Below are 16948 nucleotides of genomic sequence, written 5' to 3' on the forward strand. Positions count from 1 at the left end.
CTAATTTAGAGGTTCTCCGTCAATTTCTATTTTACTTATTTCTATTTCTCTTCTTTTTCGTAGATTCCGCCTTTACCAAAATACTCTTTGGTGAGTTTGACAATAACTGGACTCAAAATGAGAAGTCCTATCAAGTTTGGTAGAGCCATTAAACCATTCAAAGTATCCGCTAGTGCCCATACTGCACGTAGTCCTCCAACTGATCCTACAACAATCAATGGCAAGTAAACTAGACGATAAACAATAATCGATTTAGGCCCAAACAAGAATTCCATACAACGTTCTCCGTAATATGACCATCCTAGTAGTGTTGAAAAAGCAAAGAAAATCAGTCCAAACGTTACAACATATCCACCGTACACCAGTCCTTCTTCAAAGGCCGCAGTAGTTAGTGGCGCCCCGTCTAGTCCTGAATCATAAGCCCCTGTCATGACGATAACCAGTGCTGTAATCGTACATAAGACAAGTGTATCTGCGAAAACTTCAAAAACACCCCATAGACCTTGTCTAACAGGATGATCTGTTGTCGCAGCCGCATGCGCAATCGGTGCACTACCAAGTCCGGCTTCATTCGTGAAGACTCCTCTAGCTACACCATAACGAACAGATAACATAATAGAAGACCCAACGAATCCACCAGTTGCTGCTGAGCCTGTGAAGGCATCATGGAAAATGACTCTAAATGCTTCTGGTACTAATGTGATGTTTAGTAAGATGATACTGACACCACCGATAATATAGATGGCTGCCATGAAAGGCACAATGATTTCAGTAACCTTCCCGATGGATTGAATACCACCCAATATAACGAGTGCTACCAGAACTGCGAGCACAACACCTGTGATCAATGGATTGATTCCAAACGTCGCATTCAATGAATCCGCAACGGAATTCGATTGAACCATATTTCCAATCCCAAAGGTCGCAAGTGTTCCAAATACCGCAAAAACAATCGCGAGCCATTTCATATTGGCACCTTTCGTTAAGTAGTACATTGGTCCCCCAACGAAGCGACCATCTTCTGTCTTTTCACGGTACTTGATAGACAAGACAACTTCCCCATACTTTGTTGTCATCCCAAATAATGCAGCGATCCACATCCAGAAAACCGCTCCTGGTCCACCAATCGCGATGGCTGTCCCGACACCCGCGATATTCCCCGTACCGACTGTCGCAGCTAAAGCGGTTGAAACAGCTTGAAATGCTGTAATTTCCCCTTCACCAACTTGGTCTTTACTGAAGATTTTGAAAAACGTCTGTCGGATGATATATCCAAATTTTCTAAAAGAAATAAATCCTGTGAAAGCCGTCAAGAAAATCCCTGTCCCAAAAATTAATAGTAAAAATGGCCATCCCCAAACGAGGTTGTTCACGAACTCGTTCACCTTCATGACCTGCTCCATAAACCCTTCCATATCCTAGTCCCCTTTAGCATCATTCTCATTTATAATTCATAATAATACCACATTATAGAACGTTGGTGTTGGGCATTTTCACTAAAATAAAAAAGGTTACGTTTACATTTGAAATTTATTATTATCAGATATCTTTCTGTCTAATTCTCTTTTAATAGAATGCAGTAAAACAGCATCAAAAAAATTTGAAATTCATCCATTCTTCTCAATCTTGAATGACGAAAATAAGTTTAAACGAGATTAACTGTTTTAGTAAGATACATCAATAATGTCAAAATCATTTGTTAAACAGCGTTTGCAATTGAGCTTACTTTAAGATTAAATAGTAGTTATCACTATTATAAAAGGCAAATTGAATAAGTACTTAAGGAGAATGTTATGACAAAGTATATTGGTTTAAATATTGAAGAAAACTTGGATTTAATTGTTCCAGAATTGAGCATGGCGGATGAACTTTTCCAGTTAGTTGATTCCGACAGAGAACATATCAGGTCTTTCTTAAGTTTTGTAGACAGTACCGTTGATGTAAGCAATCAGACAGACTATATCAAACTCAAACTAACCGGCGCAGCCAACGGAACGGACAAATTATTTCTTATTTTTAAAGACAATAAAATCATTGGTACCATTGATTTACACCGAATGGATCTCACTAACAAAAAAGCAGAAATCGGATATTGGATCCACTCAAGTCAAACTGGCCAAAATATTATGTCTAAAGCGGTAAATAGAATCTGTGAGTATGCCTTCGAGGCTCTTGATTTAAATAAATTAGTCATCTTTGCTGATGTCGAAAATATTGCTAGCAATAAAGTCGCTTTAAAAACTGGTTTCAGCTTAGTTGGTGTCAAGGTACAAGATATGATTATGTATGATCAGTATAGAGATATGAATGAATACTACCTTTTAAAATCCGATTTTCTAAATTAACTATAAAAACCTCCAAAAGTTAGAGTCTTCACTCAACTTTTTGGAGATTTTTGTAGTTTTATCTTCTTTGAGATAGTCTGTTATTATTTTCTATTCTACCAAGCTGGTACTAAGGCGCCTTTGAAGGTTTCTTCAATGTACTGTTTGATTTCTGGTGTTTTGTAGTAGTCAACGAATTGTGCTAGAGCTTCGTCGCCTTGGTCTTCTGTACGGGAAACGATGTAATTCACTTGTACAAGGTCATCAACGTCTTCCATGAAAATACCGTATTCTTGTGGATCGATTCCGGCATCTAAAATAAAGTTGGAATTGATTCCTGCAGCACCAACATCTTGTAGTTGGGACGGAAGTTGCGCGGCTTCTGATGTGACGAAATCTAGATTCAACGGGTTTTCTACGATATCGCTCGTTGTGACTTCAACACCTGATCCTTCTGGTAATGTGATCAGACCCGCTGCGTTAAATAACTGCAGGGCACGTCCTTCTTGAGTTGGTGAATTTGGAATACCAATCACGTCCCCTTCTTGAATCTCGCTGACGTCATCATATTTTTCCGAATAAATCCCCATTGGAATCGTCAACGTCGGTTCGATTTTGGCTAAGTCGTAACCACTTTCTTCTACCACCGTATCTAAAAAGATCCCTGTTTGAAAAGAGTTTAAATCTATTTCCCCATCGGCTAGTGCCGCGTTTGGCTTTACAAAATCTGTAAAAGAGACGATGTCGATTTCAAAGTCATCTTCTGCAGCCAGCTTCTTCACTTCATTTACAATATCTTCGTGTGGACCGGCCGTTACACCGACTGTTAGAACACCATCATCAAGCAAGCCTTCTGATTCTGCAGATCCTGATTCTTGACCGCCACACCCTGTTAAAACGGCTCCGATAGCTACTGTTGTTAAGATTCCCCATACTTTTTTCATTTTATTCTTCCCCCTAATGTTTAGTTGCTTCTTTGTTTTGATTGATATTGGTAAACGGTGCGAGTTCTCTGATACGTTTGGCTGCTTCTTTCAAGGTCTCGTCCGATTGTGATAAGCCGATGCGTACATAACCTTCTCCTAAACTGCCGAAGCCGTCTCCTGGTGCCACAAGTACACGTGCATTGTGGGCTAGATACTCCATGAAATCTTCCGAAGTTAAACCATCAGGTACTTTCAACCAGATATAAAATGAACCTTTTGGCTTATTGAGTTCTAGTCCAGTTTCGCTTAAGGCATCTAAAAAGAAATCCCGGCGTCTTTCGTAAATAGCCGTCAATTCCCGTACAGAAGACTGATCTCCTGTCAGTGCTTTGGCTGCGGCTCTTTGGATCCCTCCGTAGTAGCCACACCCTGTATGGTCTTGTAAAAGATTGATCCCTTCAATCACTGACGCATTGCCGACAGCAAATCCCATACGCCAGCCCGCCATATTGTGTGACTTCGATAAGGTGAAAAACTCAATCCCCGTTTCTTTTGCGCCCGGTGTCTGTAAAAAGCTCAATGGTCTTTCTCCATCAAAACCGATCGTTCCATAAGCAAAATCATGAGCCACACAGATGCCATGCTGTTTGGCAAAATGTACTGTCTCTGAAAAGAAATTTGCCGTAGCCACTGCAGCTGTCGGGTTATTGGGATAATTCAGAAACAACAATTTTGCTGCCTCAGCGCTCTCTTTGTCTATCGATTCATACCTTGGTAGAAACGCATTTTCCTGAAGTAAAGGTAGTTCTTTGATCTTGGCGCCTGCGAGTCCGATGCCAGACAGATAATCTGGATAAGACGGATTCGGTAAGAGAACGGTGTCCCCTGGGTTCAAAAGGCACTGACTGATTTCAACTATCCCGGCTTTTGATCCGTGTAAGATGGCGACTTCTGTTTTGGGATCAAGCGTAACGTTGTATTCTCTTTGGTAATACTCTGCTACGGCTTCTTTCAAGTAATCAAATCCTCTTGCCGGTCCATATTGATCATTGACTGGGTCGCTGGCTGCCGCTTTGAGTTCGTCGATGATAAAGCCTGGCGCGGGTAGATCCGGGTTTCCGATGCCGAGGTCAATCACATCTTCGTATTGAGCTTTGATTTTATTTTTCTTTTCCGCAAGATAAGAAAAGTATTGCCTCGGTAAACGTTTCAGTGTATTGGATTGTTCAAACTGGACCATGCTCTATTCCTCCACTTTTAATTTTACATAAGCTTCTAAGGCAACCATTGCTTGGTAGAGTCCTTCGTGCGTCACTGGATATCCTGAGCTCACAAGTGTTTCGTCATGAATAATTTCATTTGCGAATGTTTTGATTTGTTGTTCCGTTAAATGACCAAGATTCAAGTCTACTAATGATTTCGGTAGTTTCAGTTCATTATAAACAGTTGTTAGCTGGTCGATTTCACTCCACTGTTGTTCAAAAGCAAGCTGGACCATAACGCCATAAGCGACTTTTTCGCCGTGCAGATAAGCATGTGACTCCGGGAAAATCGTGATTTTATCATGGACTGCGTGCCCGATTGTAGTTCTGGCATAACTGTCACCAAGTCCGCCCACTAAACCACTGATCGCGATGATAGTCTCAACGATCTGCGTGAATACCGGTGTTAGTGATTGTGCCTGGATATCTGAAACAGCTTGAAGTCCGTTCTGAACGATATTGTCTCTACAATTCAATGCCGCTGATCTTGCCATCAGTAAGAAGGCGTTGGTCTGATGTTCCGGCTGCGATAAGATGACATCTGATTCATACCACTTCGCCAGTGTATCCGCTACACCTGCGACAAAATAGTTAACTGGAGAATCTAAAATCAGTTCAGGTTCAATCAATAGAATACCAACTTGTTCGTTATGAATATCAAAACCAAGACAAAGCCCTTCTTCATCGTACATCACACTTAGCGGTGTCCATGGTGCACAATTACTCGCTAAGGTTGGAACGAGAATAGACTGCACACCTGAAACCTTGGCCGCTGCGTATTTGACCGTGTCACAGAGCTTCCCGCCACCTACTCCGATGATGATATCTGCATCTGTTTCTTGAGCAAGTTTTGCGATCCGATCCACTTCTGCATAGGTGCATTCTCCAGTAAATAGACTCAACGCACAGTCAATCTCACTTTCAAGCAAGGTATTCAAATAAGGTTTTGCGACACTCCAAGACGTTGCACCATGAATTAACACGACTTTCTTATAGTGATGCCTATTTAAGCGATCTGTAAGGGTCTCTAGCACCCCAACTCGACATTCATATTCCTGCGGTCCTGTTCTAACGACTAATGACATTTCAATATCCTCCCAGCTTTTGAAAACAAAAAAATCCGCCCTTGCACAAATAAACTTGTGCAAGGGCGGAAGATAAATTTCTCTCGCGTTACCACCTTGATTCGCAATCACTTCACAGTAACTGCCTTAACCAGTGCGTTCAACCTTAAAGGCTTACTGATACTGTGGCGCTTTATCGGGCGCACCCGTAATGGTCTGAAATTCATTGAACCTTCGACCATTTCACTCCAAGACCATCTTCCATTCCTTTTCTGATACCTCATTCCACCAACAGAGGCTCTCTTTGATCATACTCTAGCATGTACTCTTCTCTTCAACGTGACCTACATTTTAATATTACTCTAATCATTTGTTCATTTTCATAATAGTAACAGGGTGAGAAAGATTTGTCAATCGGTTGTTATAGATCTTATTTGCTTGTAGTTCTTTTCTGGATAACAGGTATTTTTACTGTTATGTTAGGTAAATGCTTAGCATTTTAAACGTTAAAAAACTAATTGCGGAAAAAATATTCTTAGTGTGATTCCTGACAACGCGATCCCAAAAATCAAAGGGAGTGCATTGAAAGAACTACCTATGTATAGTTTTGTCTGCTTATTGATTTCGTTTGATATCATCATACTTGATACGACTATAAAAGGAATAGTCAGTACACTAACGAATATACTGAACAAACTATTATCGTCTATATTTCTAACTAAATTTACAATCATAATGCTCGTTAACAGTCCTAAAAGGTACTGAAAAAAGAAGTTTCTTATCTTCACACTTTACCATCCACTTTCACCAAATATTTATGCATCAGTTTATTTATATCATTCAATAAACCTCTTGATTTCGCAAAATAAAATCCACTATATAAAGCTTATCATACGCTAATTCCAGCATTAAACAATCCTTAAAATAATCGTTTCTTTAGAAATCCCCCTCTCTTACTAATGAAGAAAGAAATCACTTCTTTTTGAATTTATATACAATTAAATTGACTCTACTTTATGAATCACTTGCTTTATCTTCTAGTTTTGATACTCTAAAGTTAAACAGGATTTTTAGAAAGGATACCCTTAAATGAAAGCATTGATTAATATTGATTACACAAATGATTTTGTTGCTGAAGATGGCGCATTAACAGCCGGTAAACCGGGGCAAGCTATTCACGATAAAGTATTAACATTGACAAAAGAATTCTATGAAGCAGGGGATTTCGTTGCCTTTACTATTGATAAGCATACTGAAAACGATCCTTATCATCCTGAAACAGATTTGTTTCCTCCGCATAACATTGAAGGAACTGATGGTCGTTTGCTTTATGGTAACTTGGAGGCTTACTATCAACAAATAAAAGAGGCTAAAACAGTCTACTATACAGATAAAAGACGTTACAGTGCATTCAATGGAACAGATTTAGAAACTAAACTAAGAGAACGCAACATTACGGAAGTTCACTTAGTCGGTGTCTGTACAGATATTTGTGTCTTACACACGGCAGTTGATGCTTATAACAAAGGCTTCTCAATCGTTGTTCACCAAGATGCAGTCGCTAGTTTCGATCAGCTTGGGCATGAATGGGCGCTTAGACATTTTAAAAATACACTTGGCGCAACAGTGATTTAATTCGATTTCTTCGCAACCTTCATGTACTTTTTAAAAGTTGTGAAATTGTTAAATCTACTTTCAATGTGGCAATAAAAGCGCTAAAGTCAGTCTACAACGACTAACTTTAGCGCTTTTATTTTATCTTACTTTCACAAAGTTGGTTATCCCATAATCCCAAGCAACACCATAACTGCCGCGAAAGCTAAAATACCTAACAATAGTTTGTTAGTTGACCATCCTTTTTTATCCACTAGATAGTAACTCACTAAAGCAACAATTAGCGGCATGAAATTCGGTAAAATTCTATCCAAGATTTCCTGAATATTGATCGACATATCCCCAGATACATATTCAAATCCAATTGAAGCTTGTACTGTTGAAGAAGCAACTCCGCCGATAACGATGAGTCCAATCATAGTCAAGGCCGTTGTTACAATCCGTTTTGTCTTTTCGTCAGTTAATATCTTAACGGCATCCAGGCCAAGTGCATATCCTTTTACAAATAACCAGTATTTCATCGTAACGACAATTGCGAGCCATGAAAACAAAAACACTAGTGGGCCGATTGGTGAACCCCCAGCTGATAGTCCTATTCCTATACTCAACAAAATTGGGTTCAATGTTCCCACTAATATCGAATCGCCAATCCCAGCCACTGGTCCCATCAGCGCATTTTTGGTACTTGCAATGATTTCAGGATCGAATTCTTCATCATTAGCATATGTTTCTTCGAGTGCTAATGCAATGCCAGGTATGATAGAACCTAGTTGAGGTTCTGTGTTAAAGAATGTTAAATTTCTTTTTAAAGCGTCTTTTAATCCTTCATCATCATCTTTGTATAATTTTTCTAAAGGTTTTGACATGGTGTGCGCAAATCCAGTCCCCATCATTCGTTCGTAGTTATGAGAACTTTGAGGAAAGAACATCCAAGTCCAAGCTGCTTTCGCAATATCTTTTTTGGTCAATTTATTCTCATTCTTCATAGTTACCCTCCTCGTCTTCATAAACCGTTGTTCCAGTACTTGATGCCATTTGTCCACCGTCTCCACCATTTGGAGGTGTGTTTCCATAACGTGCCAATACATAAATCAAAGAAAGTGCAATTGCAATAAAGACTAATGCTGTAGTTGTAATATCAAATGACGATGCAAAAACCCAGCCGAAAACGAAAAGCGAAATCATCCATTTTTCATCTATAATTTGTTTCAATAAAATAGCAAATCCCAATGCTGGAAGCATTCTTCCCCCTACTTCTAGAAAACTTAATACCCCTGCTGGCAATGCAGATAGTAACTGTTGTGCAAATGGTGCTCCAAAATAACACGTCAACGCTACAATAGTGAATCGTTCTACGAATGAGACGGAAGTGCCGAGAATATTGGATTGTCTTACGCCTTTAGCATCTGCTTTTTCTGCATATTTATCTGCTCTGTGCGCAAATCCTGCTTGCACGGTCATAGTGAAATTGTGTAAAGCTACACCTAAAGCTCCTAGCGGAACAGCGAAAGCAACTGCTGTTTCTGCATTTCCCCCAGCAACGATTGCTAAAGGAATACCAATATAGGCAGCTAGATTCAAATCTGACGGCACCGCTCCTCCTGGAGTGATTTGTCCTATAAAAATTGCTTGTACTGCTATACCACAAAGTACCCCTGCTTGAATGTCACCTAATATAATCCCACAGATTAATCCTGCTACTAATGGTCTACCAATTCCGTACCATCCACCGGTTGTTCCAAATAACCAAGGAACCTGATTTCGACCAAGATATGCAAAGAAACCGATCGATAATGCTTGCCATATTGCCATGATTTTTTCCTCCTATGTCTTTATTCTATGATTGAATGATTTTGTCGAAATCTGCCTTACTATCGTTTGGGACCATTTGAGCTGTAAAATGAGTTCCTTTATTAATCAATTGCTGTATGATTTCTTTTTCCTTTTCCGTTAAATGAACGGTTCTTCTGTATGAGGTAGTATCCGGTCGATTAGGTACGTTGCCCATATTGATTTCTTTAAAATGATAGCCTAACTCCATTAAGCTTTTTAGTGTATCGATTCTTTGTATGATAACTAATAATTTTTGACCGGGATAACTCGTTGGTTCATTTAAACGCTCAACTGCTTTTTTCGTTGATAAGACAGACAATTTCACCTGGTTTGGTTTAGCCATTTTAAGGGCCGTTTTTTGCATATCATCTTTAACAGTCAGATCATCAATCACAACAATTCGGTCAACACCCAGTTTTGGTATCCAAGCTGTTGCTACTTGTCCATGGACACCCCTGGCATCAACGCGGACATTTTCAATCGTAAAAGGTTCTCCGCTATTTATAGTTGGTGCTTTTGTTTCTTGGTTTATATTTTTATGAGCAGGTGCATCCGTATTGTTCGTTCCAGAAATTTCACCTTTCACATCTTTGATTCCGGCTCGCCCTTCATCAATCACCATCTGACTGGGTAAATCGCCCATCACAGCGGTTAAAACCATTGGCAAATTCATACCTGAAATGATTTCGACATGATTTTGATCCAAATACTGTTCGACAGCCGCATTGTTTGGCGATCCCCCATTAGATCTGCGAATACGGTGACGGTTTCATAATTTTTCAGTTGATCATTAACCTGAGCTAGCTTTTTTGCATATTCTTCTTTTCCATCTTCTGGTTCAAGTGAAACAGCATAAAGGTGTTCATTGTCTCCGGCAATCATCTGTACAGATTGCATCATTGCACTCGGTAGTTCTCCGTGGCCTACAAATGGTATCGCTTTCATTCTCGTATCCCCTTTTCATTGTTTCTTATTGACCGAAACTATCGTAATCTTTTGGATCTTTTGAACCTGTTGCATATGATTCGCGCTTATTCACCTTCCACTCAGGTTGAATCTCTATTTTTCCATCAAGTAGTGGATCATTTGTCTTTTTCATAACAGCCGCTAACTTTTCGCGCATATTTGCTAGCGCCTCTTGATAGCGTTCATTATCTACAAGATTATTTTGTTCGAATGTATCATAGTACAAATCATATAAACATTCTTCATCTTTAGTAACTTCCACAAGTTCGTGGTTTTTATAAAACTCTTTTATTGGAGAAGCGTCTATATTCGAACGGTTGACTCTTAAATAATCTTTATCGAAGAAGCGAATATATTTGTATCGTTTAGTTCTAACTGACCTTACAGGCTCATAAGATGTGTGGAAATTCATGTGACCATATACAGCATTGTTCTCTTCAAAGTATTCTCCTGTAAAAATTCCTGCAAAGCTTTTACCTTCAATATAATCAGGCTGGCTTATACCGATTAGGTCACATAATGTTGGAACCATATCAATTTGAGAAATCAATCCATCATAGCTTTTTTTGTTATAGGTTGAACCTGGTACATTCATAGCTAGCAATACGCCAATACCTTCGTCATTCAATGTACATTTTTCAAAAGGATATGCTAACCCATGATCAGTTGTTACGATAATGATTGTATTCTCGTAAAGTCCTTCTTCTTTAAGTACGTTGATAACTTTCCCGATATTTTCATCAGCTATCCTCAAACTTGTCTTATACCTCGCATAATCCTCCCTCGTCACCTCATTATTCGGAAGATTTACAGGTGGCTGGGCAAAATCTACAGATTCATCTTCATGTATACTATCTGGAAAGGCACGATGTGTGGCGTGCATGCCATAAGATACAAAAAATGGTTGATCCTTTTGATAATTTTTTAGAAAATTAACGACTTTATCAGCGTTTTCCTGATCCCATATGACTAATTCCTTTTCAGAGTATTGTCGATGATCTGCACTCAAGTCTTGCTTATATCCTAATGTTCCAATGGCCATCTCGTGATCTGTATAATAGCCAATTTCATGTTGAACACCGCATAAAGCAGTATGATAGTCATTTTTCTTCAAGATATTTGCAAGGTGCATTTCTTGTTTTAGATCAAACCCTCTTTGTGCTAATCCTAGCATCCCATTTTGATGTGGATAAACACCAGTCAGTAAACTTGCTCTACTGGGAGAACAAGTTGGAGCAACGCTAAAAGCTTTTTGAAAGAGAACAGAACCTTCCGCTTCACAAAATGCTTGATAATTTGGTGTATGGACTTTGTAACCATACGGACTGATCACTCTTCCTGTATCATGTGTGTGAAGATATACTATATTCATTCCTATCCGTACCTCATTTCTGTTGAATATAAATTATACTAGCACTAACTGTAAGCGATACCAAGATAATGGTCGCTTTTTGATATAACAAATTACTTTGGTATAATACAAATTAAGAATTGGTCATACAAAATGCTGTCTTATAATTCAGGAGGAAAAATCATGAACGAGCCTTTATATAAAACTATTGCTGACGAACTAACTAAAGATATAGTTAGAGGTTATTATCAAAAAGGGACAAAAATCCCAACCGAAGCAAAACTCTGTGATCATTATCATGTCTCAAGAGTTACAATTAGACAGGCTATACAACTTTTAGTAGAACGTCAATTCGTCCGTAAAACACAAGGTAGTGGTACTGAGGTCATTTATTTTAATAAAAACACAATCATGAATCGGTCAGCTGACGTACTATCATTTACAGATGAGATGCATCTTTTAGGACGTAAAGCTTCTTCAAAAGTTACAAAATTCGAGTTATCTCCTGCCTCTGAACAGCTCCGTGAAGAACTCTTTTTAGAACCAGATTCAATGGTTTTTTATTATGAACGTGTATTATATGGAGATGATTTCCCTTACTGCTTCGAAAGAGGATATATGCCTTGTTCCTACTTTCCAGATTTCTCGGTTGCTCATCTAACTCAGTCAAAGATGCTTTACATTGAAGAAATAAGACACTATAAGATTAGTTACAGCCATCAAGTTGTGCATGCTATTTCTTCAAATAAGCAACTTCAAAAGGCTCTAAAGATTGAAATTGATCAACCACTGTTAGAAGTTACCCACGTTACTTATAGTGATGAAAATCTCCCTTTGGAAAAGACAATTGTTACATTTGACTCAACGACCTATCAAGCGCACTTTGTAAAAAAGAGAGTATAAAAATAATCTACATTAGCAGATTATGCAAAAAAACAGTAGAAATCCTCAGATTCTACTGCCTTACAAAAGCTAGTCAATCGGTTCGACGAACTTTTTTAAATTATACTATTATTTTCGATTGAAATCGTGCCGCTCTTTTGATCATAAACAGTCCCATGCCTAGAATAACTAGTCCAATCATGTACCCAGAAATCCCGATATAAATGGACACTTGATAATTAGTATTGGTAAAAGAAACTAAGGTCAACTGAGACAAGTGGATAGAAATCAGCGAAGAAGTCATGTTAATAAACTTTAATCCCTCTGCTAATACATCCCGTTCCATTCTAGCGGTTACGATTCCAGATATAGAAATCATCAACTCAACCACAGTGAAAACCACTACTGAAATACCCACAAATTTAGGATAAGCAATCATGTTATAATCCGGATGAAACAGCCTTATACAATAAACCATAAAAATAAAACTGATGGCAACAATAGAATAGCCAATGACCTTATAAACTTTTTCCGTATCTAAGGATTGCTGGTTTTCATCTCGGTGCGTGTTGAAGACTAAGTATTTGGTTCTGACGATCATAATATTATAAAAAGCATGAATAAAAAGAAAAATAGAAAAGCTCACAATACTGGTCAATATCTTAATAATAGCAAATACGGTATGTGTCAAAATGGAAAATTTTACCCACTTGAATGGGTTTCCTCTTTCAAGGATAAAGGTCGCACCTCTTTGAATCATTTTATCCCTCCTGTCCAATAAATGATCACTGCGTAAAAACACCTTTTACCAGCATATCATAGATATTGGACTTGTTAGAATAAAACTTTTGATTCTTAGTAGATGTTCACCTGCAACGTCAGTAGTAGTTAAGTTGTGAATCACTTCTTAATAATCAGACACTCTGGGTTTTCAAAGCCTTGATCCCAAAGTAAAAAAGCCAAATCAGCTATGGATAATTGGTTTGCTTTAACTGTTCTTACAACAGCCTCTTCGTGATCATCTAACCAGATATCCCAGACTTCCAACTCATCATTATTCTTAAGCTGTTCCTTTAGATATCCTAATAACTGTTCCGCTCTTTTTTCAGTATACTGCCACTGAATAGCTGTGAAGAAACGTTTGGTAGAATATTCTTTGGCATAGTGAGCATAACCCTGATCTTTATACAAAACCAGTTCGTTTGTAGATTCTTCTGTAGGATAATACAGAACAATTTTCTCGTTTCTATTGACAGCATTTCCTTTCAACAGGTTCTTGTCCACTTTTATCTTCCGCTTGATCATGTCGTTGATGGATAAATATTCTTCATAAGGATTTTTCACTTCTGGTAGCGGCTTGTCACTGGCAATGAATTGATATGAACTCATTTGATATCTCCTAACTGATTGATTTTCACTACTATATTTTACTCACATATACTTTGCAACTGGTCATTTTATTGCATACAATAGGGGGAGCGGAAAATTTTATTGGTGGCAATGATATAGTCGTCACTGAAACATGGAGTGAGTATATGAAAACTTTTTTTAAGTCAGTCTTTATTTTGAACATTGTCTCGTTTTTACTTAGCATTTTTTACCTATTTCTTCCTATGAACCCTATTTTTTCAAATAGTTTTGGGATTATATTGATTGCGACCCTGATTAGCAATGTCATTGCTAGTACGATTGGAAGTCGTTACAAGCCTTTGGATATTGTCTACCTACTATTATCCAGTATTGGCTTGGTTGCTGTAATGCTTTTGAACACCGTTGCTTCAATCTCTCCTACTAATGAATCATCTAGAAGTTTAGTATCAATTATAATCCTTTTTCTGATGATGATTTTAGGCATGATCATCACGAGTAACCCGCAGCTGTATTCTGTTCGGCCTGTTCACAGGCCTTACTCACTGAAAAATCAATCCAAAAAGAAAATGAAGAGACTGTTTAAATGGATTCTAACAGTTTTTATTGCACTGTTTTTAATAGTCGGTACTTTTTTAGCATTCGTCATGGTAACAAACAGAGATGTAGGCTTACTACAAGTTGTCCTATCTCAGTATAGCTTGTTTTATGGCTTCATTTTCCTTAGTCTGACAGGTTTACTGATGAAAGTTTTAAGCATCAAAATCCGTTCAATGCCAGGATTACTTTTATCTTTTTTCGGCCTATCTTTATTCTCCTTTTTCAGCTTGCCGTTGACGACGATTCAGTCCGTATTACATGAAGCGGAAGAAAACTATTCTGAAGCCTTTGGTGAGGAATGGAAAACGATTGGTGAAGACGATTCTCTATTTATGAGTAGCCCAATTTCGATTCCTGACTACTTCTTTGGTACGCCATCGACAGAATATAATGTGTCTAAAGATGTTTTATTTTATGAAGGAACAGAAGGCGTCGACGATGGACTAGAACTACGATTTGATGTTTACACGCCTACAACAGACCCTGCAGAACTTCCAGGAGAAGGCTCTACTTTGATACGAATCCATGGTGGTGGCTGGAACACAGGTAGTAACGGATCCGATAACTACGCACAAGTGAATAAGTATTTCGCTGCACAGGGTTACGTCGTGTTCGATGTTCAGTATGGTTTAAATAATCAAGAACAATTTGTCGAATTCTCCACCGTTCCAGATGAGGTTTCCGGAGACTTCTCAATTGATGATATGGTTCGTCATCTAGGTATCTTTACGACTTTTTTAGCCGATCATAACGATGAATATGGAGCGAATATCGATTCTGTATTTGTTTCAGGTGGTTCAGCTGGTGGTCATTTAGCGAATGCTGTGGCACTCGGACTATCCAGTGGTCAGTACACAGATCTGTTAGATGAGCGACTGACTGTTCATGGTATCATCCCTATCTATCCAGCAAACGGATTAGCTGGATATCAAGATATTACTGGGGAAGATGAGCTTGTCGATCCCGCCTTGCTTGTGACGGAAGATAGCCCACCTGCATTAGTTTATCAAGGCCAGCACGACACCATTGTTAACCCACGAGTAGCAGAACTCTTTGAAGCTGCTTATCTTGAAAACAATAACTCAGAAATTGCTACCATCCGAACGCCTTACGGTGAACACGCTAGTGACTTGTATTTCCCTGGCTTTTATAACCAGACCCTCATTTATTACATGGAACGGTTTATGTATCAGTATAAATAAAACTAGAGAAAAAAGTGTACCTGATTGATTCAAAATCATCAGGTACACTTTTTTTGTAGGCTTAGTTATTTCGCTTACGATTTATATAGCTTTATTAATCCAATACCCGAACTTCTCCACTTGAATAGTCATAAATTCTTGGTCTTCCTGAGGAGTCACTGGATTGAAATAGGACACCTTTTTCTGTTTTGGCAAAGTTCGTGACGTTTGTTGCGGTGAAGAGCTTTTCTTGTTCTTTTCCTTCTAGGTCAGTTAGGTAAACACCGTTTTGGGTATTGGTCAGGTCAGACTGGTAGATGGAGTAAAAGATGCCTTGGTCAGTGATGGTATAGTTTCGGACGTTCTCATAGAGAATGAGTACTGGTTCGCTTGAGCCATCTACTTTACTGCGGTAAAGTTTGCTGCCGGAATCTAGATAATAGTAATAGTCTCCCCATTCTAGCAGCTTGAAGGTATCTTCGTTTAGTAGTCGCGTTTGTTCGCTGCCATCTAAACTAAGTTCATCTGTTCTCAGCGCATGATTTTCTTCATAACTGACAAGAATTTTGTCTTCATAGACACTGAATTTGCTGACATATTCATTTAACAGTCTTTTTATCTGCCCACCGTTTAGATCCATTCTATACAAGTTACTGTTATCTTCGTAACTTGTAAAGTAGATCCAGTCATCTTTGATCTGGACTTCTGTCAGAACTTCCATATCATAAATCGTTTCCGTTTCTCCACCATTAATTGGCATCCTTTTCAATTCATCGTAGTTTGTGAAATACAAGTAATCGCCTACGACGTTCAAATTCATTCGGGTAGCGCCTTGGGAATCTAGTAAAACTTCTCTTTCTTCAAAGTTTTTGTTGGTTTTAATGATTTCATTATTTTCAATATAAAAGACGAATGCTTCGTTTTCTACTCCGAAACCGCTGCTTAAGATATTTTCAGCGGAATTCCCTAAAAACCCTTCTTCTGGTACTTCTATCTGAACTTCTGAACTAGCAAAGGCGTTATGGTAAAAGATCTTCATCTCACGCCACATTCCTCCATCTAGTAAAATCGGCAAAGAAACCAGGAAGATCGTTAAAATGACATTTGATACTGTTATATTTTTCTTTTTTTCTTTTTTCTGGTCTCCTCGTATTTCTTGGAGAAAGACATTTAAGTACTGAATGGGTCCTTCAACAGTCACGCGGCCACTGGCATACTGCACGGTTACTTTGTCACTTAATAATAGATTGAATGGGAAATCGAAGGTGGGTCTGATGATTATACTGCTTGGCGTTCTGTCCAAAATTTCCCAGTTTTCAGCGGTTAGTAATCTTTCTACTCCGTCAAAGGTCGGTAAGGGTTCATTCAATGACCGGTGTTCATATTTCTCAATCATCCACTTGACGACACCACTCCATGCAATGAGTATAGTTAGCCAGTACAGGTTTAGTTCTACATTGAATAACACTTGGTAGAATATATAGATAAATAGGAATCCTGGTAGAAATAGAAAAAGCGTGCCTCTTAATGCAATATCAAGCCAATTCCAGTATTTTCTTTTTGTTTTTTTCATCTTT

At 38.5% G+C, this 16948-nt stretch carries 15 protein-coding genes and 1 pseudogene; 4 read left to right on the plus strand and 12 right to left on the minus strand.

All coding sequences use genetic code 11. The features are described from left to right. Positions 1-41: 41 nt before the first annotated feature. Positions 42-1415, minus strand: a complete 1374-nt coding sequence (locus VXN63_RS05950; RefSeq protein WP_327757082.1) for an alanine/glycine:cation symporter family protein — start codon at positions 1413-1415, stop codon at positions 42-44. Positions 1416-1793: 378 nt separating this feature from the next. On the opposite strand from VXN63_RS05950, the gene VXN63_RS05955 reads away from it, so the two are divergent. Beyond that, complete coding sequence (locus VXN63_RS05955) at positions 1794-2345, plus strand: GNAT family N-acetyltransferase (RefSeq protein ID WP_327757083.1); 552 nt, start codon at positions 1794-1796, stop codon at positions 2343-2345. Between the two features lie 95 nt (positions 2346-2440). On the opposite strand, the gene VXN63_RS05960 is transcribed toward VXN63_RS05955, so the two are convergent. From VXN63_RS05960 to VXN63_RS05970, 3 genes are read right to left on the minus strand one after another with little or no spacing between them, the layout of a single operon-like run. Then, on the minus strand, positions 2441-3268 hold the full coding sequence (locus VXN63_RS05960; protein ID WP_327757084.1) for a MetQ/NlpA family ABC transporter substrate-binding protein: 828 nt from the start codon (positions 3266-3268) through the stop codon (positions 2441-2443). Positions 3269-3281: 13 nt separating this feature from the next. Next, the gene (locus tag VXN63_RS05965; protein WP_327757086.1) at positions 3282-4490 is read right to left on the minus strand and encodes an aminotransferase class I/II-fold pyridoxal phosphate-dependent enzyme; all 1209 of its coding nucleotides are present in this window, start codon (positions 4488-4490) and stop codon (positions 3282-3284) included. A gap of 3 nt (positions 4491-4493) precedes the next feature. Further along, positions 4494-5597: an iron-containing alcohol dehydrogenase family protein gene (locus VXN63_RS05970; protein WP_327757087.1), complete on the minus strand. Its 1104-nt coding sequence runs from the start codon at positions 5595-5597 to the stop codon at positions 4494-4496. A 1068-nt stretch (positions 5598-6665) separates the two neighbouring features. Here VXN63_RS05970 and VXN63_RS05975 point away from each other — a divergent pair. Further along, positions 6666-7211: a cysteine hydrolase family protein gene (locus VXN63_RS05975; protein WP_327757089.1), complete on the plus strand. Its 546-nt coding sequence runs from the start codon at positions 6666-6668 to the stop codon at positions 7209-7211. A 143-nt stretch (positions 7212-7354) separates the two neighbouring features. Here VXN63_RS05975 and VXN63_RS05980 read toward each other — a convergent pair whose 3' ends face one another. From VXN63_RS05980 to VXN63_RS06000, 5 genes and pseudogenes are all read right to left on the minus strand, one after another. After that, on the minus strand, positions 7355-8176 hold the full coding sequence (locus tag VXN63_RS05980) for a PTS system mannose/fructose/sorbose family transporter subunit IID (RefSeq protein ID WP_327757090.1): 822 nt from the start codon (positions 8174-8176) through the stop codon (positions 7355-7357). Continuing rightward, a complete protein-coding gene (locus VXN63_RS05985) occupies positions 8166-9002 on the minus strand; it encodes a PTS mannose/fructose/sorbose/N-acetylgalactosamine transporter subunit IIC (RefSeq protein ID WP_327757092.1) in 837 nt (278 codons plus the stop codon). The genes VXN63_RS05980 and VXN63_RS05985 overlap by 11 nt, the downstream gene beginning before the upstream one ends. Before the next feature lie 25 nt (positions 9003-9027). Next, entirely contained in the window at positions 9028-9696 is a 669-nt protein-coding gene (locus VXN63_RS05990) for a PTS sugar transporter subunit IIB (RefSeq protein ID WP_442915299.1), read from the minus strand. A gap of 21 nt (positions 9697-9717) precedes the next feature. Next, positions 9718-9968: pseudogene (locus tag VXN63_RS05995) on the minus strand (PTS sugar transporter subunit IIA); the annotation flags it as partial. A 25-nt stretch (positions 9969-9993) separates the two neighbouring features. Beyond that, positions 9994-11361, minus strand: coding sequence for a sulfatase family protein (locus tag VXN63_RS06000; RefSeq protein WP_327757096.1), 1368 nt, complete (start codon positions 11359-11361; stop codon positions 9994-9996). Positions 11362-11523: 162 nt separating this feature from the next. Here VXN63_RS06000 and VXN63_RS06005 point away from each other — a divergent pair, with 162 nt between their 5' ends. Then, positions 11524-12243, plus strand: a complete 720-nt coding sequence (locus tag VXN63_RS06005; RefSeq protein ID WP_327757097.1) for a GntR family transcriptional regulator — start codon at positions 11524-11526, stop codon at positions 12241-12243. A gap of 100 nt (positions 12244-12343) precedes the next feature. On the opposite strand, the gene VXN63_RS06010 is transcribed toward VXN63_RS06005, so the two are convergent. Next, positions 12344-12982: a hypothetical protein gene (locus tag VXN63_RS06010; protein ID WP_327757099.1), complete on the minus strand. Its 639-nt coding sequence runs from the start codon at positions 12980-12982 to the stop codon at positions 12344-12346. A gap of 140 nt (positions 12983-13122) precedes the next feature. After that, positions 13123-13611 carry a hypothetical protein gene (locus VXN63_RS06015; protein ID WP_327757100.1) on the minus strand — a complete coding sequence of 163 codons (489 nt, stop codon included), beginning with the start codon at positions 13609-13611 and terminating at the stop codon, positions 13123-13125. A gap of 146 nt (positions 13612-13757) precedes the next feature. Between VXN63_RS06015 and VXN63_RS06020 the strand changes: the two genes are divergently transcribed. Then, positions 13758-15392 (plus strand): alpha/beta hydrolase, encoded by a 1635-nt coding sequence (locus VXN63_RS06020; RefSeq protein WP_327757101.1) that lies wholly within the window; start codon positions 13758-13760, stop codon positions 15390-15392. Positions 15393-15486: 94 nt separating this feature from the next. Here VXN63_RS06020 and VXN63_RS06025 read toward each other — a convergent pair whose 3' ends face one another. Next, positions 15487-16944, minus strand: a complete 1458-nt coding sequence (locus VXN63_RS06025) for a DUF5050 domain-containing protein (protein ID WP_327757103.1) — start codon at positions 16942-16944, stop codon at positions 15487-15489. Between the last annotated feature and the right edge of the window lie 4 nt (positions 16945-16948).

It is taken from the genome of Marinilactibacillus sp. XAAS-LB27 (genome assembly GCF_036039175.1).
GTDB lineage: Bacteria > Bacillota > Bacilli > Lactobacillales > Carnobacteriaceae_A > Marinilactibacillus.